The 22439-nt window shown below is 68.2% G+C and carries 19 protein-coding genes and 2 pseudogenes; 10 read left to right on the plus strand and 11 right to left on the minus strand.

Annotation, left to right across the window (positions count from 1 at the left end; translation table 11 throughout):
• Positions 1-656: 656 nt before the first annotated feature.
• A complete protein-coding gene (locus tag ACI2L1_RS37830; RefSeq protein WP_404743976.1) occupies positions 657-1313 on the minus strand; it encodes a GPP34 family phosphoprotein in 657 nt (218 codons plus the stop codon).
• 419 nt (positions 1314-1732) lie between these two features.
• Between ACI2L1_RS37830 and ACI2L1_RS37835 the strand changes: the two genes are divergently transcribed.
• Complete coding sequence (locus ACI2L1_RS37835; RefSeq protein ID WP_404743977.1) at positions 1733-3625, plus strand: alpha/beta fold hydrolase; 1893 nt, start codon at positions 1733-1735, stop codon at positions 3623-3625.
• Positions 3626-3730: 105 nt separating this feature from the next.
• Here ACI2L1_RS37835 and ACI2L1_RS37840 read toward each other — a convergent pair.
• From ACI2L1_RS37840 to ACI2L1_RS37850, 3 genes and pseudogenes are all read right to left on the minus strand, one after another.
• Positions 3731-4497: pseudogene (locus ACI2L1_RS37840) on the minus strand (MFS transporter); the annotation flags it as partial.
• Positions 4498-4536: 39 nt separating this feature from the next.
• A complete protein-coding gene (locus tag ACI2L1_RS37845) occupies positions 4537-5160 on the minus strand; it encodes a TetR/AcrR family transcriptional regulator (RefSeq protein WP_404743978.1) in 624 nt (207 codons plus the stop codon).
• A 257-nt stretch (positions 5161-5417) separates the two neighbouring features.
• Complete coding sequence (locus ACI2L1_RS37850; protein WP_404744032.1) at positions 5418-6095, minus strand: DUF3159 domain-containing protein; 678 nt, start codon at positions 6093-6095, stop codon at positions 5418-5420.
• Positions 6096-6854: 759 nt separating this feature from the next.
• Between ACI2L1_RS37850 and ACI2L1_RS37855 the strand changes: the two genes are divergently transcribed.
• From ACI2L1_RS37855 to ACI2L1_RS37875, 5 genes are all read left to right on the plus strand, one after another.
• Positions 6855-8360 (plus strand): amidase, encoded by a 1506-nt coding sequence (locus tag ACI2L1_RS37855; protein ID WP_404743979.1) that lies wholly within the window; start codon positions 6855-6857, stop codon positions 8358-8360.
• 23 nt (positions 8361-8383) lie between these two features.
• Entirely contained in the window at positions 8384-8821 is a 438-nt protein-coding gene (locus ACI2L1_RS37860; RefSeq protein WP_404743980.1) for an HIT family protein, read from the plus strand.
• Positions 8822-8992: 171 nt separating this feature from the next.
• Positions 8993-9745 (plus strand): MerR family transcriptional regulator, encoded by a 753-nt coding sequence (locus ACI2L1_RS37865; RefSeq protein ID WP_404743981.1) that lies wholly within the window; start codon positions 8993-8995, stop codon positions 9743-9745.
• 70 nt (positions 9746-9815) lie between these two features.
• Positions 9816-11318 carry an FAD-binding oxidoreductase gene (locus tag ACI2L1_RS37870; protein WP_404743982.1) on the plus strand — a complete coding sequence of 501 codons (1503 nt, stop codon included), beginning with the start codon at positions 9816-9818 and terminating at the stop codon, positions 11316-11318.
• 131 nt (positions 11319-11449) lie between these two features.
• Complete coding sequence (locus ACI2L1_RS37875) at positions 11450-12163, plus strand: nucleotidyltransferase domain-containing protein (protein WP_404743983.1); 714 nt, start codon at positions 11450-11452, stop codon at positions 12161-12163.
• Positions 12164-12510: 347 nt separating this feature from the next.
• Here the strand turns inward: ACI2L1_RS37875 and ACI2L1_RS37880 are convergent, their stop codons facing one another.
• A complete protein-coding gene (locus ACI2L1_RS37880) occupies positions 12511-13227 on the minus strand; it encodes a TetR/AcrR family transcriptional regulator (RefSeq protein WP_404743984.1) in 717 nt (238 codons plus the stop codon).
• Positions 13228-13362: 135 nt separating this feature from the next.
• Here ACI2L1_RS37880 and ACI2L1_RS37885 point away from each other — a divergent pair.
• The 3 genes and pseudogenes from ACI2L1_RS37885 to ACI2L1_RS37895 form a co-directional block, all read left to right on the plus strand.
• A pseudogene (locus ACI2L1_RS37885) lies at positions 13363-13993 on the plus strand (IS982 family transposase); the annotation flags it as partial.
• A 195-nt stretch (positions 13994-14188) separates the two neighbouring features.
• The gene (locus tag ACI2L1_RS37890) at positions 14189-15949 is read left to right on the plus strand and encodes a CocE/NonD family hydrolase (protein ID WP_404743985.1); all 1761 of its coding nucleotides are present in this window, start codon (positions 14189-14191) and stop codon (positions 15947-15949) included.
• A 133-nt stretch (positions 15950-16082) separates the two neighbouring features.
• A complete protein-coding gene (locus tag ACI2L1_RS37895) occupies positions 16083-16391 on the plus strand; it encodes a VOC family protein (protein WP_404743986.1) in 309 nt (102 codons plus the stop codon).
• A 127-nt stretch (positions 16392-16518) separates the two neighbouring features.
• Here the strand turns inward: ACI2L1_RS37895 and ACI2L1_RS37900 are convergent, their stop codons facing one another.
• Entirely contained in the window at positions 16519-17061 is a 543-nt protein-coding gene (locus ACI2L1_RS37900; protein ID WP_404743987.1) for a TetR/AcrR family transcriptional regulator, read from the minus strand.
• 93 nt (positions 17062-17154) lie between these two features.
• Between ACI2L1_RS37900 and ACI2L1_RS37905 the strand changes: the two genes are divergently transcribed.
• Positions 17155-17901 carry an alpha/beta fold hydrolase gene (locus ACI2L1_RS37905; protein ID WP_404743988.1) on the plus strand — a complete coding sequence of 249 codons (747 nt, stop codon included), beginning with the start codon at positions 17155-17157 and terminating at the stop codon, positions 17899-17901.
• A gap of 258 nt (positions 17902-18159) precedes the next feature.
• Here ACI2L1_RS37905 and ACI2L1_RS37910 read toward each other — a convergent pair whose 3' ends face one another.
• From ACI2L1_RS37910 to ACI2L1_RS37930, 5 genes are read right to left on the minus strand one after another with little or no spacing between them, the layout of a single operon-like run.
• Complete coding sequence (locus ACI2L1_RS37910; protein WP_404743989.1) at positions 18160-19191, minus strand: amidohydrolase family protein; 1032 nt, start codon at positions 19189-19191, stop codon at positions 18160-18162.
• A 2-nt stretch (positions 19192-19193) separates the two neighbouring features.
• Positions 19194-19730, minus strand: a complete 537-nt coding sequence (locus ACI2L1_RS37915) for a 3-hydroxyanthranilate 3,4-dioxygenase (RefSeq protein WP_404743990.1) — start codon at positions 19728-19730, stop codon at positions 19194-19196.
• The gene (locus tag ACI2L1_RS37920; RefSeq protein ID WP_404743991.1) at positions 19727-20152 is read right to left on the minus strand and encodes a RidA family protein; all 426 of its coding nucleotides are present in this window, start codon (positions 20150-20152) and stop codon (positions 19727-19729) included. Before ACI2L1_RS37920 ends, ACI2L1_RS37915 begins: the two co-directional genes overlap by 4 nt.
• 7 nt (positions 20153-20159) lie before the next feature.
• Positions 20160-20963, minus strand: a complete 804-nt coding sequence (locus tag ACI2L1_RS37925; protein WP_404743992.1) for a 2-keto-4-pentenoate hydratase — start codon at positions 20961-20963, stop codon at positions 20160-20162.
• On the minus strand, positions 20963-22417 hold the full coding sequence (locus ACI2L1_RS37930) for a 2-hydroxymuconic semialdehyde dehydrogenase (protein ID WP_404743993.1): 1455 nt from the start codon (positions 22415-22417) through the stop codon (positions 20963-20965). The genes ACI2L1_RS37925 and ACI2L1_RS37930 overlap by 1 nt, the downstream gene beginning before the upstream one ends.
• Positions 22418-22439 lie beyond the last annotated feature (22 nt).

A 22439-nucleotide genomic window follows, 5' to 3' on the forward strand; every position in this document is an offset into this window, starting at 1 on the left:
AGACCCGAAACCCTTCGTATGGACGAAGACCGCGGACGAGATCCTTGAGCGCCTCGCCGGATATCTGAACCGAATTCCAGACTCAGGACACTAGTGGAAACTGACCTACGACAGACGGCGGGTCGCCGAGGCCAAGGGCAACAGCGGTGGTCACGACCGCTGTCAGGCAGGACGATCGCCGACGTGCGCCGCGCACCTCGAAGGCCGGTCATGGCTGCCAGGCCCGCGAACACGGCGTCAGCCGTGGCGCCGTGCGCACCGCTGTGGTCGGCCTCATGCCTGACCACAGCGCGGCCGACCACCAGGCCACATCTGCCACGGAGCAGTTGTCACCCTCGATACGCCGGGCAAGCTCGCCGAATCCTCCGCGCGACCGAGCTGGACGACGCCGAGTGGGCCACACCGCCGCCGCCCCCTGCCGTGCACTGCCGTGCGTTTGACGGCCCCCAGGGCGCCCCGACCGTCTCGGGCGCAGCGCAAGGCCCGCCGGGAGTACGAGACGAACGGTTGCGGTTCCGGTGACGTCGGTCAGGCGGCCATAAAAGCTCGCTGCGGCATGGTGGGTTCCCGCTCACTGGTAGCGAATTCACCGTGGTGTCGCTCGCTTATCCTTAGGCTCACACCCTGAGGACGTGCATTTTTAGGACTTGACCTGCTCAGCTCCATCCGCCGCCGACAGCCCGACTGGAAAGCACCGAGTTTGACAGGGCTTTGCGCAGGCCCGGTATTTCTCGATCGAATTTCTTGGCGAGTTCCTCAAGCGTATTCTTGTGTTTGCGGCGCTCGGAACGGTCCAGTACGACCCCCATGGTCGCGTCGCCCTCCAGGGCAATCACGGGCAGTGCCACTTGTGCCGGGGGCAGCGTGGACGGGTCGGGAGTGGTGGTGACCCGCGTGCGCAACGCTTGCTGCACGGCTCGGGTCTCCTCTTCCCGCCGCAGGACAACCTTGCTCCCTCCAAGCAGACTCAAGGTGCGGCCGGTCTTCCCTTCGATGATCCCAGCAACCTTCAACTGGTTTTCGATCGGTTTCTCCGCCGTGTGCGCGGTGTTGTGCACTAGTGCCATCCACTTTTTCGGCCTCCTCGTATGCAGCTCTTCCCACACAGAGGCAAGAAATGGATCTGTCGGTGATTGGTCTCCAAGTGCGCGAACTCGGCGCCCGTCGGTCTCAGCCTGCCCCGACAGGACTAGCTCGGTCAGGGCGGCAGCGCGCACCCGCTGCCCGCGGAACTGCAGAAGAGTAGCCGGAAACTTATTCTTCTTGAAAGCGTAGGTGCACAGGTAGATTTGCTGCGGAAGTGTGAGATCCATGTGAACTCCTTGAATGCGTGGCAACAGGACCAGTTCCTACTGCATGGCGCGATCCGCAAGGGCCGTTGATGGCATTTTGGGTTCGCTTGCCCCGGCCGTCGGCCTGTCGGCGTAGCGCTTTTCCTGACTCGACGGGACTGCAGTCGCCCGAAGGCGCCAGGGACCCGCGACATGTCACTAACTGTAATAATGACACTTAGTGACGGCACTTGCCACCCTGCGCGCATGTGACCTGCGCCACGAGTCCACCGCGGCGCCCGCCGCACTTGCCGGTACTGTCACTTAGTGACATTGTCATTAAGTGACAGTCTTCGATCGCTGAACAGTGACCGGCTCCAGGCTGCGGCCCCACTCAGAGCCCTTCCCGACATCAGGGCCTCATCACTCGCTGTCCTGGGACAGCCACAGGAAGGACCGACATGGCATTGCCGAAGACCATCAGCGTCGAGGAGCTCTTCGCCCCTCCCGTCCGTTCGAGAGCCTCCCTCTCGCCGGACGGTGCAAAGATCGCGTACCTGGCTCCGTGGGAGAACCACCTGAACCTGTGGATCGAGAGCGTCGACGCGCCCGGGGACGCGCGGCGGGTCTCCTCCGAGGACCGCAACCTGCTGAGCTACCACTGGACCGATGATCCGAGGTGGCTGCTCTATACCCGGGACCAGGGGGGCGACGAGAACCGGCACCTGTACCGCGTCGATCTCGAAGACCCCGACGCAGCGGCTACCGACCTGACCCCCTTTCCCGGCGCACGCATCATGGATCTGCAACTGCCCGCCGCGCGGCCGGGTAAGGCGGTGTTCTCCTCGAACAGCCGGAACCCCGCTGCATTCGACCTCTTCGAACTGGACATCGCCACCGGTGACCTGCGGACCCTCGCGGAGAACACCGGAGGCGCTGCCACCACCCTTATCTATGGCGGCAGCGGAGACCCCTTCATCAACGAGGTAACCGAACAGGGCGACCTACGGCTCTCGCGCTGGAACGAGGCCACGCAGACGTGGCGCCACATCGCGCAGTTCGACGGTGCGGACTATCCGCTGGGCGTCTATCCGCTGGAGGTCACCACCGACGCCGACGGCGTGCTCTTCGGTTCGAACCGGGGCTCGGACAGACTCCGCCTGGCCCGGCTGGATACAGCAACCGGCGAGGAGACGGAGGTCGACTCCCACCCGCAGTACGACCTGGACACACGAGCCCGTGTCTTTCCCGCACTGCCCTCGCCTCTCATCTTCAGCCGGCGTACCGGCGAGCTCATCGGAGTTCGCTACCTCGGGGAACGACTGGTGATCAACGCACTGGACCCGCACTTCGCCGAGGTCTTGGAGAACCTGAGGAATCTGTCCGACGGCGACCTGGCCCACATCTCGTCCGACGAGAGCGAGCAGCGGTGGGTCGTCAGCTTCACCCACGACCGCGATCCCGGGGCCACATACTTCTACGACCACGCCTCGGGCGAGAGTCGCCTACTGTTCCGGCCCCTTGGCCACCTGGATCCCGAGCAGCTGGCACCGATGACACCGATGACGATCACCGCTCGGGACGGTCTCGCGCTCCCCTCCCACCTGACACTGCCGGTCGGGACAGAGCCGCACCGACTGCCGCTGGTCCTGCTCGTGCACGGCGGTCCCTGGGACCGGGACAGCTGGGGATTCAACCCTCTCGTCCAGCTGCTGGCCAACCGGGGCTACGCGGTGCTTCAGGTGAACTTCCGCAGCTCCACGGGGTACGGCAAGTCATTCATGAAGGCCGGCATCGGGGAGTTGGCCGGCAAAATGCACGACGACCTGATCGACGGTGTGAACTGGGCCATCGATCAGGGATACGCGGACCCGGACCGGGTGGCGATCCTGGGCGGCTCCTACGGTGGCTATGCGGCACTGGTCGGAGTCACGTTCACACCCGATGTCTTCGCCGCTGCGGTGGACATCTTCGGGGTCTCTGACCTCGCCAACTTCATGCGCAACCAGCCGGAATTCGTCCGGCCGGCCCTTGCCGCCAACTGGTTCCGCTGGGTCGGCGACCCCGCGGATCCGCAGCAGGAGGCCGACATGCTGGCCCGCTCACCGATCAGCCGGGTGGACCAGGTCCGTACACCGCTGCTCATCGCCCAAGGGGCCAACGACGCCCGGGTAGCGCAGGCAGAATCCGACAACATGGTCCAGGCCCTCCGGGCACGTGGGGTCCCCGTCGAGTACATGCTCATGGCGGACGAAGGGCACTCCATCGAGAACCCGGACAACTTGATCGCTGTGTACCGCGCCGTGGAGCGTTTCTTGGACGAGCATCTCGGACCCGGCCGAGACGCTACGTAACCGCCGTCCGGGCCTTGGCGGTCGGCGGTCGGCACAAAAAGATCCGTGAGGGGTTCCTCCACTGCCTCTGGCCGACGCCTCGGCGAGGTCGGCGCGGGGTGTGCCGGCAGGGGGTGGTAGGGCGCGGCCGCCGGCGGCGATGGCGCTCTCCCCGGCGAGTCGCCCCGTGCTGGTGGTCGTCTTGAGCGGCTTCTCCTCGATGAACAGGACGGCGATCAGCGCCAGCAGGGCGAACGGGGTGGCCCAGAGGAAGAGTTCGGCGGTGGCGACGTACTGGGCGTTCTCCACGAGCGCACGCAAGGGGGCGGGCAGGGTCGTCGCGTCGGGGACACCGTGCCCGACCCCACCTCCCGGCGTGTCACCTGCCGTCGCGCGGCCGGCGGACAGTTCGGTGGCGACGCGGTGGGCGAGGACCGCCCGATGACGCTGGTGCCGACGGTCCCGCCCATGCTGCGCGAGAAGGACAGGACGGAGGTCGCGCTGCCCAAGGTGTTGGCGGGCACGTCGTTCTGTGCGGCGAGGACCAGGTTCTGCGGCAGCATGCCGACGCCGGTCCCCAGGACGGCCATGTAGACGCTCAACAAAACGAAGGGCGTGTGGGATCCGATGGTGGACAGCAGGGCAAGACCGGCTGTCATGAGGACGGTGCCTGCCACGAGGTACCGCTTCCACCTGCCGGTCGCGCTGATCCGGTGTCCGGCGAACGTGGAGGCGGCGAGCGATCCCAGGACCAGCGGCTGGCTCATCAGACCGGCATTCGTAGGGGACTTGCCCATGAACACCTGGAAGAACTGCGAGAGGAAGACGGTGCCACCGAAGAGGCCGACACCGACCAGGAGTGAGGCCAGGGCGGTCAGCGCCACGGTGCGGTTGGTGTTTGTGCGGTCTGACGGTGTCGTCGCGTACGGATCTCAGGTCGTGGCCGCGTCTCCCACGGCGCCTCCCGTGGCGCTGCGGACCGCGTGGGCCAGGAGCTGGTGCGCATGGGCGAACTGGCGCACGTCGGCACCGCCGAGCAGGGCCTCGCTGATTTCCTCGTTGACGACCCGTAGGGCGCCCGAGGCGGCCGCCGCATGCGTCTGCACCCTGATGTCGTCGCCCGGCAGGTCGAGTCGGCCGGCAATGCTCCTGGCCAGTTCGCGTTCTACATGGTCACAGGCCATCAGCCAGGCCGTGCGGAGTGCGGGCTCCCTGGTGCTGAGCGCGATCATCCTCATCGCGAGCGCGTCGTCGGCGCGCTCCGCCCTGTCGGCGCCGCGGCCATGCCTGCTCATCTCATCGGCGAGATGGTCAGCGAGGGAGAGTTCGGGTTTCCAGCGTCGCAGGGCGGCCATCTCCCATTCGACGCCATGCAAGATGATCGGCTCGGCGCAGCTCTCCTTGCTCCGGAAGTGGCGCCAGATGGTACGCGTCGACAGGCCCACTGCTTCGCCGATCTGGTCGCCGCTGGTCGCGGCGACGCCCTGCTCCCAGAAGAGACGCGACGCCTCCCGAGAGATCTCCAACCGGATCCGGCAGCGCCGCTGTTCGCTCATCCCAGGTCCGACGCAACTGCTCACCTGCATGGGTTCACCTCGTCATTCATCCGTGGGACAAAGACGTCGCTCAGGTGCGGCTGCCGACAAAGGGCCAGGAAGTGCCCGGCCGTATGCTCGTAGCGGCGATGCGGGGGTCGGCAACCCCACAAGAGACGACGCCCGAATCGGTCCTGGTCGCTCCGCGGTGCGGACGCGTGTGCCTGGACGGGCTGTGTGGGGCCCGTCCAGCACGGACGAGGAGCGGAAGCCGTCGGTCAGCTGCGCTTGGCGGGCAGCAGCCCTACGGCCTTCAGTCGCTTGTCGGAAGCCCGGGCCGCCCAGGCGACGGCCAGGAAGCCGACGGCGAGGAGCGGGTAACCCATGGCGATCTTGGCGAAGCCCAGCGAGCCGACCTCGTCGGCCTGGTAGAGGTACTGCTGGACGGCGAACCGGGCGCCGAAGATGGCGGCCAGCACCAGGGTGGCGATGTCGTAGTAGATCCGCGAACGCTTGTCCGCCCGCCAGACGGTGCCCTTGCCGGTCGTCGAGTTCCAGATCAGGCCCGCCAGGGGCCAGCGCAGCACCACGGAGAGGACGAAGGCGACGGCGCCGACCAGGCTCGCCCAGATGCCGATGAGGAAGAAGTCCTTGGCGGATCCCGTGTACCAGGAGATGCCGGCGGCGATCGCCACGCCGAACGCGCCGCCGAGCGCGGGCTGGATCGACTCCTTGCGCATCAGCCGCTCTACCGCGATGCCACAGGCGACGAGTAGAGCGGCGAGGATGCCCACCTTCAGTCCACCGGCGTTGTTGGCGACGACGAACACCACGGCAGGCAGCGCCGAGTAGATGACCCCCTTGGTGCCGCCCGCCTGTTCGAGCGCCGACTTCTTCTTCGGATGGTCTTCTGTGTGCATGTCGGTCGCCGCCTCCTGGGGACTGGTGGTCTGCATGGTGATCAGCTCTTCCGGGTTCGTCTTGGGGATCAAGTGGTTCGTCACTAAGTGACATGTTGGCACCAAGTGACGAGCTATGCCACCTCGCGCGACGTGGCCTGAATCACACCTCGGTGAAGTCCCCGCCCAGTGAGTCGCCCGTCATCAGGTATGGCGATCACGGTCCGTACGGCGATTCGGCGATCGCTGTCGACCTGTCACGCGCCGGCGGTCTCGCTCAGTTCGTCGCCGACTTGCCGTAGAGGTTGCGGCCGTCGAGGTGGCGCGGGAGCGGGTCGTCGGACGCCGATGTCCGAGGGCCCGCGCGAGTTCGTCGCGGACGACGGTGAGGGTCAGGCGCAGGTCGGGGGCGACAAATCCGGACCGCGCGAAATGGCGCGCGTCAGCCGCAGCCCTCTGACGACGTCAACTCGGCATAGCAGAAGGCGGAGGGGCCTACGTCGGCCCGGCAGCCGGACATCCCTTCTGCCTCCGTCAGCCCGAGCTCATCGTGTGCCCGCGCCCGTTGCTGCGACCAGAACTCGGCGTGGTGTGATCCCGGTGTCCATGAGCTTGAGTGTGCCGTCGCGGCACAGTGTTGACTCAGATCAGGGCTGATCAACATCGCCACGCAGTGTCCGACACGGTCGTGACCGGTCGGCCGAGACCTGCGCGAGGTCGTGGCCGGGACGCCGATGGCCGAGGCGGCGTGACGTTGACGTGCCTCGGACCGGGCCCCTTATCGCTCTGATGGGAGCATCTGATGGGAGCACTCGTATGGGTATCACTTGGGATGAGTACCGGGAGCACGACGCCGTCGGGTTGGCCGAGCTGGTGAGGACCGGGGCGGTGAGCCCGGTTGAACTGCTCGAGGCGGCGATCGCCCGTGCCGACGCCGTCGAACCGACGATCAACGCGATCCGCCACCGACTCGACGGCGACGCTCGTGCCCGCGCTCGCAGCCCGCTGTCCGGGCCGTTCGCCGGCGTCCCGTTCCTGATCAAAGACTTGGGCCAGCATCTCGCCGGGGTTCCGACCGGCAGTGGGAATCGATCGCTGGCACGCTTCCCGCGCCCGGAGACGTCCACGGTGGTACAGCGTTGGCTCGACGCCGGTCTGGTCGTGTTCGGCCGGACCGCGACCCCCGAGTTCGGCGCCCGCGCGATAACCGAGCCGGTCGCGGGGGGTCCGACCCGCAACCCCTGGGACCCGTCTCGGACGCCCGGTGGCAGCTCCGGCGGGTCCGCGGCCGCCGTCGCGGCCGGAGTCGTCCCGGTCGCGGGCGGGAACGACGGCGGGGGCTCCATCCGGATCCCGGCTGCGGCCTGCGGGCTGTTCGGACTCAAGCCGGGGCGTGGCGTCGTCCCGTCCGGGCCGGACGTCGACGAGGTCTTCCACGGCGCCGCGGTGCAGGGCGTGCTGTCGCGCACGGTCCGTGACTCCGCCGCGATGCTCGACGTCCTGGCCGGCTCCGCACCGGAGGGCCCGTACCGGGTGGCTCCGGCGGAGCGTCCGTACGCCGACGCCGTCGTCGACGACCCACGCCCGCTGCGGATCGGGCTGACCACGGTGTCCTCGCTCGGCGGACCGGTTGACCCGCAGGCCGCCGCAGCGATTCGGGACGCGGGGGAGTTGCTCACCGGACTCGGACACGTCGTGGAGGAATCCGCCCCGGCCATCGACGGGCAGCGCCTGGCCACCGACTTCCTCACGACCTGGTTCGCGATGGTCGCCGCCGAGGTCACGGCCGCACGGGAGTTCACCGGCGGTGCCGAGGACGACTTCGAGATCGAAACCCGGATCATGGCTGCGATCGGCCGGAGCCTTTCGGCGCCGGAGTATCTGGCCACGCAGTCCCGCTGGCACCAGCACACCCGGGCGCTGGCCGCGTTCCACGAGCGCTACGACATGCTGCTCACCCCGACCACCGCCCGGCCGGCCGGGCCGATCGGCGAGTTCGATCTCGCCTTGCCGGTCCGGCTCGCCGCACGGGGGCTGCTGGCTGCCCGGATCGGCGGTGTGCTGGGCCGGATGAACCTCGTCGAGAAACTGGCCGTCGCGAACCTTGAGCCCGCGCCCTTCACCCAGCTGGCGAACGTGACAGGGCGCCCGGCGTCGTCGGTGCCGCTCTACCGGACGTCGAGTGGGCTGCCGCTCGGCATCCAGTTCGTCGGGCGCCCGGGGTCGGAGCCCGAGCTGCTGGCACTGGCCGCGCAGCTGGAGCGGGCGCGACCGTGGGCGCATCTCTGGCCGTCGTTGCCCGATACGCCGTCCGCGGCCTGACGTCTCCGAGGACAGTTACACGTATGACTACTCTGTTTGCACGCATCATCGCCGGCGAGCTGCCCGGACGCTTCGTCTGGCAGGATCCGGAAATCGTCGCGTTTCTGTCCATCGCTCCCTTGCGGCCCGGTCACACTCTTGTTGTGCCGCGGCGTGAGGTCGACCGGTGGACGGACGCTGACGGGCCCCTTCTGACGCGTTGCTTCGAGGTAGCCCAGGCCGTGGGGCAAGGGGTGCAGCGGGCTTGGGACGCTCCGCGCGCCGGCCTCGTCATCGCAGGCTTCGAGGTGCCGCATCTGCATATACATGTCGCGCCGGTCTGGGACATGTCCGACTTTGATTTCAGCAAAGCCAAGCAGGAGGAGGATCAGTCAGCTTTGGATGAAGCCGCAGCAAAGCTCCGTGCCGCCCTGCTGGAACTCGGTTATGAACAGGCACGGGACTTTGACCCCGGAGTGTGAACCGGCAGCTCGCGCGGCCGCGCACTGGCCCAGCTGCCGCGAGCCGGAAGTGGAACAGCACCAGCCCGGGCCCGATCGCGATGCCGATAGTGAGAGCCAGAGCCAGAGCCAGAGCCAAAGCCAGAGCCAGGACTTGACTGTGCCGTAGCGGCACCGTGTTGGCTGAGAACCATGAGCTGGAGTACCCGGGAGATCGCCGAGCTTGCCGGCACGAGCCTGCGGGCGGTGCGGCACTACCACGAGGTCGGGCTGCTGGCGGAGCCCGAGCGCCGCGCCAACGGCTACAAGCAGTACGGCGTTCCTCACCTGGTCCGCCTGCTGCGGATCAAGCGTCTGGTCGATCTCGGGTTCTCGCTGAACCAGATCGCGGAGACGGTGGACGAGGGTGAGCACCCCGGGCGGGCACTGCGCACGCTCGACGCGGAGCTGGCCGCGACCATCGAGCGGCTGCAGCGGGCCCGGCTCGAACTCGCGACGCTGATCGAGCAGCGCGCCCCGGCCGACCTGCCTACGGAACTCACGCCCGGCGAAGCAACGGTGCTGTCCGAGACCGACCGCTCGCTCCTGCTGGTCATGACCCGGTTGATGAACGGGGAGCAGCTGCAAGCCTACGGTGCACTGGTGCGCAATCTGCCTGCTCACCCGATCAATCGGGAGTTCGATGAACTCTCCGCTGACGCAGGCGAGCACATCCGCCAAGACCTCGTGGAGCGGATGGTGCCCTACCTGCGCCGACTGCGGCAGGACCACCCGGACCTGCCCGACCTGTACACGGACGCCCCGAAGGGAGTTCGAGAGACCATGGAGACGGTCCTGCGTGAGCTGTACAACCCGGCGCAGCTCGACGTTTTGCACCGGACCCACGTGATCGTGGACGAGTCCACCCAGCCCCGACCGGGGCGGAACGCTACCGAACGTCGTTGACCGCGCCGGTCTCCGGCTCCCGGCCGTCGCCGTCGACGGCCGCCCCCGTGAGCGACACGCAGGAGTGACCATGCAGTTCCATGCCCATGCAGATGCCCGCTGCGCAGTCAGCACTGCCTTGCTGGCTGAGCTGCGGTCCAGAATCCCTGCGGACCGTGTGCTCACCAACGGACCGGAGTACGCGAAAGCAGTGGCGTTGTTCAACGCAGCGGTCGATGTCCGTCCTTCTGTCGTCGTGCGGTGCGCGACCACCACTGACGTGCAGGCCGGGGTACGCGCGGCTCGCAACCACGGGGTGCCACTCTCGGTGCGCGGCGGGGGGCACGACTTCTGGGGACGGGCGTTGCGTCCCGGTGGACTGGTTATCGACCTGACCGACATGCGGGCAGTTCAGGTCGACGTCGGCCGCCGTTTCGCGACGGTGGGTGGCGGGGCGCTCTCGTCCGACGTCGTATCCGCAGCCGAGCGGGCGGGCCTGACGGCCGTCACCGGAACGGCGGGCGCCGTCGGCATGGTCGGACTCACGCTCGGCGGCGGATACGGCCCCCTGATCGGGCAGTTCGGGCTCGCAGCCGACAACCTGCTCGGCGCTGAAGTCGTCCTGGCCGACGGTTCACGAGTGGTCACCGACGCCGAACATCATCCGGACCTCTTCTGGGCGCTGCGCGGCGGCGGCGGCAACTTCGGTGTCGTGACCTCGGCGCGGATCCGTCTGCACCCCGTGCCCACAGTGGTGTCGGGAACCATCCTGTACCCGATCGTCCAGAGCGCCGACATTTTCGCCAACCTCGGTGGGATCGTTCAAGACTGCCCGGATGAGCTGACGGTGGACGTGGGGTTCCTTCCCGGCCCGGACGGGAAGCCGACGGTGTACGTCGCGCCGACGTGGTCGGGGGACATCGAGGTGGGGGACGCCGAGAACGGGCCGGTGCGTGCCCTGGCCAGACTCGGTACACCCGTGCTGGCCGAGATTGGACCGGTCGCCCGTTCCGCAGCGCTGGCCGCGACGGACGCCATGTTCCCACCCGGGCGGATGGGCGCGATTCGCACGCGCACCGTCCGGAGTATCTCCGGCTCCATGGCGACCGTCCTCGACCGGGCTGCACGGGAGTTCACCTCACCGTTCTCCGCGATCGTGTGGCATCAGTTCCATGGTGCCGCCGCCCGCCGACCCCTCGGCTCGACGGCTTTCAGCCGACGCGAACCGCACCTGATGGTCGAGCTGATCTCATTGTGGGAGGGCGAAAGCAAGGGCAACGCAGGAGCCGGCGATGGTAGGTCCCCGCACCTGCGCTGGCTGGAAGAGCTGCACGCGGCGCTTGAGCCGTTCTCGTTGCCGGGCGGCTACGTGAACTTCCTGGGGCCGGAGACTCCCGACCAGGTTGCGGAGTCCTACGGGCCGAACACCGAACGCTTGCTCGCCGTGAAGTCTGCGGTCGACCCGGACTGCGTCTTCGCCGCCACGCCGCTCCCCAGCGCGAGTGCCGACGCCGGTTCCAGGCCCGTTTGTGGCGTGCAGCCGGAGCGTCCCGGGGAGCCGGCGGTCCCGCCGGAGAACGGCATCGGGTCCTAGGACATTGGTCACGTTGACCTCGGGCTTTCACCGACGATCATGAACACAACTCCGACTCCGGAGATGTACGGATGCGACTCTCCATACAGGGCCGTGCCTCGGAGTCCGCGGGACCAAGGCAGAGTGTGGGCATGGATGTACTCGACCTTGCCCGTGCCCTTGTTCTGGAGCGACACCCCCACGCCCGCGCCGCATTCCTCGGCGGCAGTGTCCTGACGAGCCGACGTACCGCCTGGTCCGACCTGGACATCGTCGTGCTGCTCGACGGCCCGCCCGCCCCGTACCGGGAGAGCCTGCGGTACGGGGACTGGCCGGTGGAGTTGTTCGTGCACACCGAGGACTCCTGGCACACCTTTGTGACCCCAGAGATCGTGCAGCGGAACTCGCCCCTGTTGTGGATGTGCGCCGAGGGGGCGCTGCTGCTCGACGCCGACGGGACAGGAGCACGGATCGCCGAGACGGCGAAACGCCTCGCGGCCTCAGGCCCGCCCCCGGTCACCGACACGGCGCTCGAAGACGCCCGGTACGCGCTGACGGACCTGCTCGACGACTTTGCAGCCTGTACGGATGTGGGGGAGCGGCTGTTCGTCGTGGCCGAACTCGTCCGGCGGAGTGGCGAGCTGGCGCTGCTGACCCACGGCACGTGGCTCGGCGGTGGCAAGTGGCTGGCCCGGCGCCTCGAACCCGTCGCGCCGGACCTGGCCACGCGCCTGGACGAGACGGCGCAAGCCGCGCTGCGCGGCGCACCGGAGGGCCTCACCTCGCTGGTCACGGAGGTCCTCGACGCGGCGGGCGGCCCGGTCTGGGAGGGGTACCGCCGCAGCGGACCGCGTAAGACGGCCTGAACTCGTCGCGCCTGAGAACCCGTGTGTCGAGCGTTGCCGCGCAGGCCGCTGCCCATGATCACGCAGAAATGCTCGATCGGTGCTCATGATCACGCGGAAGTGCTCGCGAATCTGCGGAACCTCCAGCAGGGCCAGGCGCCACCGGCCGCCATAGCCGGGATGGAGGGCCCAGGCCTTCGTCGGACTGGCCGAAATGACGCCCTGGGCCACAGAGTTCATATGGGCGCTACGGCGTTGTCGTGCTCTGGGAGATCGGCGGTCGAGCGGCGTACACGGTGCGTGCGGCAGCGGCCGGGCCTCTCCTGCCTCCGTGGCTGAGCCGGTCGGGTGTCCGCTCAGGGCACCGCTTACTCCTGTCGATCGGCGGCGCCCTCGTCCGGCTCGGCGGGCGCCTCGTCGATGTGGACCGGGTCGCCCACCGCGCCCCCGGTGGCCGTGCGGACAGCGTCCGCGATGAAGGCGAAATTCTCGTCACCGAGCTTCCGCGGATCGGTGCCGTCCAGAAGGCCGGCTCCGACGTACTCGTTGATGACTCGCAGGGCGGCCGCGGCGGCCGCGGCGTGCAGACGTACCTGCAGGTCGTCGGGCTTGAGTCCGAGCCGAGTCGCGATGACCGCGGCCAGTTCGTGTTCCACCTGGTCGCAGGCCATCAGCCAGGCCGTGCGCAGGGCCGGTTCGGTCTCGGCCAATCGAATCATCTTGACGCCCAGCCCGGCATCGGCCTGCTCCGACGGGCTGATCTCGCTGACCAACCGCTTCGCCTCCGTGGCGAAGTGCTCCTCCAACGAGCGGTGCAGCGGCCAACTGCGCAGAGTGGCCAGCTCCCACTCCACGCTCTGCGCAACGATCGGCTCGGCGCAGCTCTCCTTGCTACGGAAATGACGCCAGATGGTGCGGGTCGACAGACCCACCGCCTCCGCGATCTGGTCACCGCTCGTGCCGTCGACGCCCTGCGCCCAGAACAGGCGTGCCGCCTCCCGCGAGATCTCCAGACGTACACGACGGCGCCGCTGCTCACTCATCCCGCCACGGCCGCGTCCGGTCGATGCCACGTCGTCCGTCATCTTTTCGCCACCCTCCCACCAGCACGATCACTCAGTGCCATATTGGCATTAAGTGACACGATGTGCCAGCTAGATGAATGCGTCCGGTGTCCGTGCTGGTCGCGACCGTGGCGAAGGGCGCCCGTTGGTCAGCGTGTGAAGACAAACCTGGACGCCCTGCTGGCGGCACTGTACGTGTTCATCGACGACCACGTGCACCTTGTCGCCGGATCGGGCGACCCCTGAAGCTCACGGACGCCGAGCTGCTGTGCCTGGCCGTCGCCCAGGTCCTGCTCGGCATCCCCCTCGGTCTGCCACTGGATCCGCTTCGCGCATGCCCGGCTGGGGCACCTGTTCCGCCACCTGCCCCGGCATTCCGCCTACAGCAAGCGCCTCAACGGCCGCGGGCCCGCTGATCAGCCAGGTGATCGAGGCCCTGGCCCGGCAGGTGCCGACCTGGCACGACGACCTGCGGCTGATCGACTCCACGCCACTGCCCTGCGCGGAATTACGGCTTCTGCCGCAGCCACTCCCGGCCCTTCTGGAGCTTCCGGCTCTACCTGGTCACCACCGCTGAGGGCATGCCCGTCACCTGGCGCCTGGCCAACCCGAAGATCGGTGAGCGGGAGGTGATGGCCGCGCTGCTCGAACGCGACCGCCGCCTGGTCCGCCAAGGGCGGTGATCCTCGCGGACAAGGGCTTCGCCGGGAAGGAGTTCGAGGCCTTCGTCGGCGAGCGACTCGGCGCCCATCTCGCGCGGCCGGACCGCAAGGACGAACCGGTCCGGCACGAAAAGACCGTAGACCCCCACACCGGAAGGCGGTTGTGAGTTCTCAGAGGTCACCCGAGCCCCACTTGCAACTTCTGTCACTTAGTGACACTGTCACTAAGTGACACGAGGGCTGCCGGTTCTGCGCAAGGCCGACCTGCGCAGTGAGTGATCCCCTTCCGACCCACCCCTACCCGAGCTCCGGAGTACCGCATGAGGAAACGACCAGCCGCCACCGCCGCAGCCCTGCTCACGGCCTGCGCTCTGACCTGCGGCCTCATAGGGGCAGCCGTCGCCGCGCCGGACCGGGCAACCGACGGCGGCCGAACCGAGAGGACGGCCGTCGCCACTGCTACCGATTCGATCACGCACGAGGAGAACGAGCGGGTGCCGGAAGGGGCGCGCTGGACCCAGCGCTACTTCCCCTCCTCGGACGGCTCCAAGACCGAGCTGCACGCCGATGTCCTGCTTCCGGAGAAACTCCCCCCGGGCGCGAAGGTGCCCGTCATCTTGTCGGCCGGTGCGTACTTCGGCCACTCGGGGGAGATGGAGGTCGAGGAGGAGCACGCCGGCCCCTCGGAGCGCTTCCGGGACCTCATGGAGGGGACCGACCTGTTCGACAAGGGGTACGCCTTCGTCGTGGTGGACACGCGCGGCTTCGGCGGCTCCACCGGATGTCTCGACCTCGGCGGGCCCGGAGACCAGGCCGACGTCAAGGCCGCGATCGACTGGAGCGCGACACAGCCCTGGTCCACAGGAGCGGTGGGAATGTACGGAAAATCCTTCGAGGCCTACACCGGTCTCCTCGGCAACAACGTGAAACACGACGCGCTGAAAGCCGTCGTCGCCCAGGAGCCCATCTGGGATCTGTATCAGCAGCTCCATTCCAACGGCGTGCCGCGTCCGAACAGCGTCCAACTGCCCACCAGCTACAACCGCATAGCGAGCCTGACTCAGTTGCCGGACGAGGACGAGCGGTACCGGACCAACGCCGCGTACGAGAAGAAGCACCCCGAGTGCCTGGCGCTCAACTCCTTCGGCCCTTCCATCGGTGACCTGGACGACCCCTACTGGAAGGAACGCAGCCCGGCCAGGAACGCGAAGGGCACCGCCACTCCGCTTCTGTTCACCCAAGGCACCGCCGAGACCAACACCCTCCCCGTGGGGATGGAGGAGTTCCTCGACAATCACCGCGGCCCGCAGCGGGCCTGGATCGGACCCTGGGACCACGTACGCGGCAATGAGCGCACGCAGGACGGGAAGTTCGCGATGGGCCGCACGACCTGGTTCAAGGAGACACTGTCCTTCTTCGACGAACACCTCAAGGACATCGACCCGAAGATCCAGTTCCCGAACTACGCCGTCCAGGACAACCTCGGCAACTGGCGCGCGGAGAAGGCCTGGCCCACAGCGAGCCGCTCCGCGAACCTCCGTCTCGGCAACGGCTCGTACGTGGACAGCGGAGCGGGTTCGCAGCCGACATCCCCAGAAGAGGAAGCCGGTCATGACGCCGGGAGCTTCTTCGTCTGGTCCGGGCCTCTTGAGAAGGCCACCCGGGTCACGGGCACGCCCCGGGGCACCATGACGGCCAAGGGCGAGGGCAACGTGATGGTCAAGCTGTACGACGTGGGCGCCGACGGCAACGCTGTCGCATTCGACGAGCGAGTCTCCCGGCTGGACCGGGACCGGCTGGACATCGACCTGAAGTCGACCGACTGGACCCTGCGGGCCGGCCACCGCCTCGCCGTGGAGATCGGCTCGGTGCGGACCGGCGATTGGCTCGACACCCCCTCCAAGCAAAAGATCCGGATCAGTAACGCCCGTCTCCATCTGCCCCTGGACAATCCGGCTGAAGACATCGCCACCGGTGGCGACCGAGCGCCGTGGCTCGACACCTTCATGCAGATCAACGCGGCGAAGCTGAAGCCCGGCCCAGCCGCGTTCTCGATGCCCCCGGCCCGTGCGCGGCACTGAGGACGCCACACCGCTGGACATCCTCGTCGCGTTGGCCGACAGGGTGGAGGAGAGTTCCCCGCGGCGCGTCCGACGACGGTGCCGCGGGGCTCCGGCCAGGCCGATGGGGGCCGCAAGCCCAGCGGCATCACGTGTGCTGGTCGGCTTCTCTGCCCGTTACGGCTTCATCAGGACGGGATCTTCGGAGATCGAACTGATCCAGCCGCTCGACGGCCGCTCGCCGTACACGGAGCACCTCGACCTCCACGGAGAAGGCGTCCACCACCTTGCCTACGTGGTGGGAAGCATCGACCGGTGCCTCGAATCGCTGCGAGCGACGGGAGAAGCGGCTCCTGACACCTTTGAGGCATCGGTCGCAGGGCTGACACGCTTCGTGTACCAGGATGGTCTGGCCCATGGGCCGGCCATCGAGCTGATCGAAATGATCGGCGAAGACGTCTGACCGCGACATGGTCCCGGACGGACGCGACACCGCAGCGGGCTGGTCAGGAGGGCTGCATGACGAGCGGCACGATGCAGCCTCCGGCACAGCATCCGAGTCCGGGCCTCGCCCGCACCGAGACCGGTCGTCAGGGGGCGGGTGCGAGGCCGGCCCGGAGGATGTCGAGGTAGTTGTCGATTGCAGTCCCCTGCCGCTCCGCCGGGTGTTCGCTGACGGCGTGGATCAGGCCGCACAGGAGCTTGAGCAGATTTTCGCCGGTGAGGGCAGGGGCAGGGCGGATGCGTGCGAGCAGGTCGGAGGTGACCTCGACCAGCTCTCCCTTGGCCCGGTGCAGCGACTCCGTCTCGTCGGACGCGGTGATCAGAACGTCGGTGAGGCCCGGTCGCGCCAGGGCGGTCAGCAGCGCCGTGCGGAGGAAGTCGACGAGTGCGTTGGCGGGATCGGGATATCCGCCGGCTACGGCCGCCGCATCGATGAGCTCTCGGACCGCCTCTTCCAGGACGGACTCCCGCATGGCCCGCTGCGTGGGAAAGACCCGATAAACCGTCCCGACCCCCACGCCCGCCCTGCGCGCGAGCTCGTTGAGGGTGAGCGCAGTCTCCCCGCCGATGACGGCGCCGCGAGCCTCATCGAAGATCCTCTGCCTGTTGCGTGCGGCATCCGACCTCATGATCCCTCCTTCGCACACCTATGTGGATAACCTATCAGGTGGGTGCTACGGTGAAATGGATAACTAATCCACTTCGCTGTGTCAGGAGCGGTCATGACCGTTGTGTTCATCCATGGAGTACCGGAGACGCCCTCCGTCTGGGACGACCTCCGGGGACGGATCGACCGCCCCGCCACGACCCTGCGACTGCCCGGATTCGGCAGCCCCCGCCCGGCCCACCTGGACGGCAAGGAGGCGTATGCCGGCTGGCTGGCGAACGAGCTGCGTGCCCTCGGTGGGCCCGTGGATCTCGTGGGCCACGACTGGGGCGCGCACCTGGTGATGCGGATCGTCTCCGCCTACGACGTTCCGGTACGCAGCTGGGTGTCCGACGTCGCACACGGCTGGCACCCCGACTATCAGTGGCACGAGGCAGCCACCCTCTTCCAGAAGACCCCGGAGGGCGAGGAGCTGCTCGCGTCGCTGCGCACCCAGACCCCCGGCAGCCCTAGCTTCGGCGACTTCCTCCGCCCCCGAGGGATGAGCGCCGAACTGGCGGCAGAAGTCGACACCGTCCACGACGAGGAGATGAGCACGGCCATCCTGACGCTCTACCGCTCGGCCTGGCCCAACTTCCACACCGACTGGGGCAAGGACTTCGACCGCCCCGCCCAGGCGCCGGGGCTCGTCCTGATCCCGACCGGCGATCCCATGGCACAGCCCGCGATGGACCTGGACGTGGCCGCGCGAACCGGAGCACAGGCGGTGGAACTGGACCACCTCACCCACTACTGGATGCTCCAGGACCCTGACCGGGGCGCGGAGGTACTCAACCGATTCTGGGACTCCCGGCCCGCATGACATCCGATGACATCTCGGCCGGTGAGGAGCGAGACTTCGGCGCCGGCCGCTCCCTCATGCCTGACCAGCAGAAACCTCACACGGGGTTCAAAAAGAGAACGACCTCTCACCTCGAAGTTTCATGGGAGAGTGCTCGTGCTGGTCGTGGGCAGTCTGAGGCCTTGATCGTCAGGCGGCGGTCAAGGCCGGTCTGTCCGTTTCCAGGTCGCGGAGGCGTACGGGTTCGTAGGTCCCAGGCATCAGTGCAGGTCAGGTGAGTCAGGTCGGCTTGTCGGGGGCGCTGGAGGTCGGCGTGGCCTGCCTCAGGAACTCGGCGGCGTTGCCGCCGAGCACCCGGGCCCGTTCCGCCTCGCTCAGGAAGCCGGCCTCCCGAACCACCTTGCCGGCCGGGCGCTCCCCGAGCGGGTAGGGATAGTCGCTGCCCAGGAGCACCCGTTCGGGGCCGAAGGTGTCCACCAGCAGACGCAGGGCGGTCTCGGTGAACACCACGCTGTCCACCGAGAACCGGTCCAGGTAGTGCGACGGCGGGTGTTCGGACGTGGCGATCAGGTCCGGGCGTCCATGCCAGGCGTTGTCCATCCGGCCCACCCAGAACGGGAAGGACCCGCCGCCGTGCGCGAAGCACAGCCGCAGGGTGTCCGGCACCCGGTCGAACACTCCGCCGAGTATCAGCGCGAGGACGGACAGGTGCGTCTCGGCGGGCATACCGGTCAGCCACTGGGCCATCCACCGGTTCAACCGCGGTGAGGACGGCATGTCCCAGGGGTGCACGAACACCGGCGCCCCCACCTGGGCACAGTGCTGAAGGAACGTCACGATGCCCTCGTGGTCCAGGTCGTGGTCGCCGACATGGTTGCCTATCTCAACCCCCCGGTGTCCTGCGGCCAGGCAGCGGTCCAACTCCGTGCACGCGGCGTCCGGGTCCTGCAGAGGCACCTGGCAGAACGGCACGAATCGCTCCGGCGCGGGGGCACAGATGTCCAGCGCCAGGTCGTTGAAGATCCGTGCCGCCTTCGCCGCCTGGGCGCCGGGTCTGGAGTAGGAGAAGAACACGGGCGTGGGCGAGACCACCTGCACGTCGACTCCGTCGGCGTCCATGTCGGCCAGCCGGGCCTCCGCGTCCCAGGAGGTCCGCCGGATCCTCCGGAACTCGGCAGACCCCATCATGATCGTGGCGTCGCGCTCCGATTCGATCCGCAACCAGGGCCAGTCGCTGCCGCCACCGGTCGCGCAGGCCAGATTCGGCCAGCCGCGTGGCACGTAGTGGCTGTGTACGTCGATGACGGTCACGCCTACCCCTTGCCGGGATGCAGGGCGCCGCACGCGTCACACGTTCGGGCCCTCTCGTCCTCGTAGAACGCGGTGAAGACCGGCGGGAGGTCCACCACGATGTCCCGGACCTGGAGTTCGGTCTCGTGCAGGAGCAGGTGGCACTGCGGGCAGTACCACTGGAACTTCTCCTGGGTGCCTTCCTCGCGGATCCGCTCGACCACGATGCCGATCGATCCGGCCTGGGGCCGCTGCGGCGAGTGCGGGACGTTGCCGGGGAGCAGCCAGGTCTCACCCTCGCGGATGTGGACGGTACGCTCGCCCTCGCTGGTCATGACGTTGATGTGCATGTCGCCTCTGACTTGGTGGAACCACTCCTCGTACGGATCGACGTGGAAGTCGGTGCGCTCGTTGGGGCCGCCGACCACCTGGACGACGAAGTCCTCGCCGGTGAACAGGGCCTGGTTGTTGACCGGCGGCCTGAGCTGCTGCTTGTGATCATCGACCCACGCGTCGAAGTCGACGGCCTTGAGATCGAGGGACGGCGAGACATCGGTCATGGTGCATCCTTTCGTCCGGCCCAGGCCACTGCCTGGATCTCGATGAGCAGGTGAGGGTGGGGCAGTTGATGCACCGCCACGGTGGTGCGCGTAGGGCCGCTCTCGTCGAAGTAGCGCCCGTAGACCTCGTTGTAGCCACCGAAGTCGTTCATGGACACCAGATAGGTCGTGATCTGGACCAGGTCCTTCAGGTCCGCTCCAGCGCCGCGGAGGATGTCACGGATGTTCCCGATGACGGCCTCGGTCTGGGCGCGGATGTCGAGGGTGACAGTGCCCGCCTCGTCGGCGTCGGCGCCGACGATCTCGTTCGAGGGCAGCCGGCTGCTGGTCCCCGAGACGTAGATGAGGTCGCCGGCGCGCCTCGCGTGCGGGAACCTTCCGCGCGGTCGGGCCTTGTCCGTGAGCAAGTAGGCCTTGGTCATGAGGTGTTCACGCTCCTTCCACGGTGAGGACGGCGGTGCCGAGCGACTGCACGGTCACCTCGGTACGTCCGGTGGGGAGCGGTACGGCCTCTGTGGCCGCACCGGCGAGAATGACGTCCCCCTTCGACAGGCGCAGGCCCAGGCGTGCGCCCAGCGCACCGAGACGGTCCAGGGCGTGGAGGGGATTGCCGAGGATCGCGTCCGTGGTGCCCGTGACGGCCGTGCCGTCGCCGGTGCGCATGGTGACGCTCAGACCGTCGGTGACCGTCGGGGCGAACACGTTCCAGGGCCCCAGCGCGAAGGCCGCCGCCGAGGTGTTGTCCGCCACCACGCGCGGCAGATCGAAGCGGAACCCGGCGTAGCGGGAGTCGATGACCTCCAGGGCGGCGCAGACGCCGTCCACGGCGGTGCGCAGATCGGTCGAGGCGTCCGTCAGGTCGACATCGCGGCCGACACGGAAGGCGATCTCGGGTTCGACCCGGGGATGGATCAGCCTGCCACGGTCCAGGCACCCGCCGTCGGCTACCAGCGTCGACTCCGTGAGCCGTCCGACGATGACCTCGTGGACGCCCATCTGCCGCATCTTCGCCTCGCTGGTGAACCCCAGCTTGAGCCCGACGAGCCGGTCACCGCGGTCCACCCGGCGCGCCACCGACGCGGCCTGCACGGCGTATGCCTGGTCGAGCGTCAGTTCGGGCCATCCGTCGCCGGTCCGGATCGGCCGTGCCTCGGCGCGGGCCGCATCGAGCAGGTCGAGCGCGACCTGCGTAGAGCTGATCGGGAGCCGGCCGGTCGGGAGCGGGCCGGCCATCACAGAGCCACGCAGACGTTGGTGGTCTCGGTGTAGAAGTCCAGCGAATGCCTGCCGCCCTCGCGGCCGAGTCCTGACCGGCCCATACCGCCGAACGGGGAACGCAGTTCGCGCAGGAACCAGGTGTTGACCCACGCGATCCCGGTGTTCATGCGGTGGGCGACGCGATGCCCGCGCGAGATGTCGGACGTCCACACGGAGGCGGCCAGTCCGTACTCGCTGTCGTTGGCCAGGGCGACCGCCTCGTCCTCGTCGTCGAAGGGGATGAGTGCCGCGGCGGGCCCGAAGATCTCCTCGCGCACCACCGTGTCGGCGTTGGTCAGGCCTGTCCACAGCGTGGGTTCCACCCAGAAGCCGTCGGCCAGTTCGTCGCTCACGGACGCGATGCCGCCCCCGGTCAGCACGGTGGCTCCCGCCTTCTCCGCGAGGGCGTAGGAGCGCAGTACCTTGCGCTGGTGCTCGGCCGATATCAACGGCCCCATGGTGACGGCCGGATCGTGGGGGCGGCCCAGGCGCAGGGACCGGGCGGCGGCGGTGAGCCGTTCGGCGACCTGGTCGAAGACGGGGCGCTGGACGTAGACCCGCTCGGTGCACAGGCAGACCTGCCCGGTGTTGGCGAACACCGAGCGGGTCAGACCGTCGACAGTGGCGTCGAGGTCGCAGTCGGCGAAGACGAGGGCCGGGTTCTTGCCACCGAGTTCGAAGGACACCGGTCTGACCCGGGGCGCGGCCGCCGCCATGATCGCCGTACCGGTCGCCGAGGACCCCGTGAAGGTGATCCCGTCGATGCCGGGATGCCAGGTGAGGAACTCCCCGCTCGAACCTTTCCCGAAGCCGTGGACGACGTTGACGACTCCCGGGGGAATGCCGACGTCCACGAGGATCTCCGCCAGGACCGTAGCCGATCCCGGCGTCTCCTCCGACGGCTTGACCACCACGGTGTTGCCGCAGGCCAGTGCTGGCGCCAGCTTCCAGGTGAGCAGCAGCAGCGGCAGGTTCCACGGCACGATCACCGCGACCACACCGAGCGGCTTGCGCACCGCGTAGTTGAAGGCGCGGCCGCCTTCGCCGAATTCGGTGAGGAAGGACTCCGTGCCTTCGGCGGCGGCCACATCGGCGAAAGTCCGGAAGTTCGCGGCGGCACGCGCCACGTCCAACTGCCGTGCGATCCGCTCCGGCTTGCCGGTGTCCGCCACCTCGGCGCAGAGCAGGTCCTCGGCCCGGTCCTCGATCTCGTCGGCCACGGCCCGCAACAGGCGGCACCGCTCTGCCGTCGTGGTACGGCCCCAAGGGCCTTCCAACGCCCTGCGGGCCGCGGCGACGGCGGCGTCCACGAGCGCGGCGTCGGCCTCGTGCACCTCCGCGACCGGGCTGCCGTCCACCGGGTTCACATCGAGGAAGGTCGGTGTCCCGTCGACGAAGGCGCCGTCGACGAAGTTCCGGTACTGCTTCATCGTGTCCACTTCCTTGTCGTCC

This window comes from Streptomyces sp. NPDC019531, assembly GCF_044903305.1.
In the GTDB taxonomy this organism is placed as follows: Bacteria; Actinomycetota; Actinomycetes; order Streptomycetales; family Streptomycetaceae; genus Streptomyces.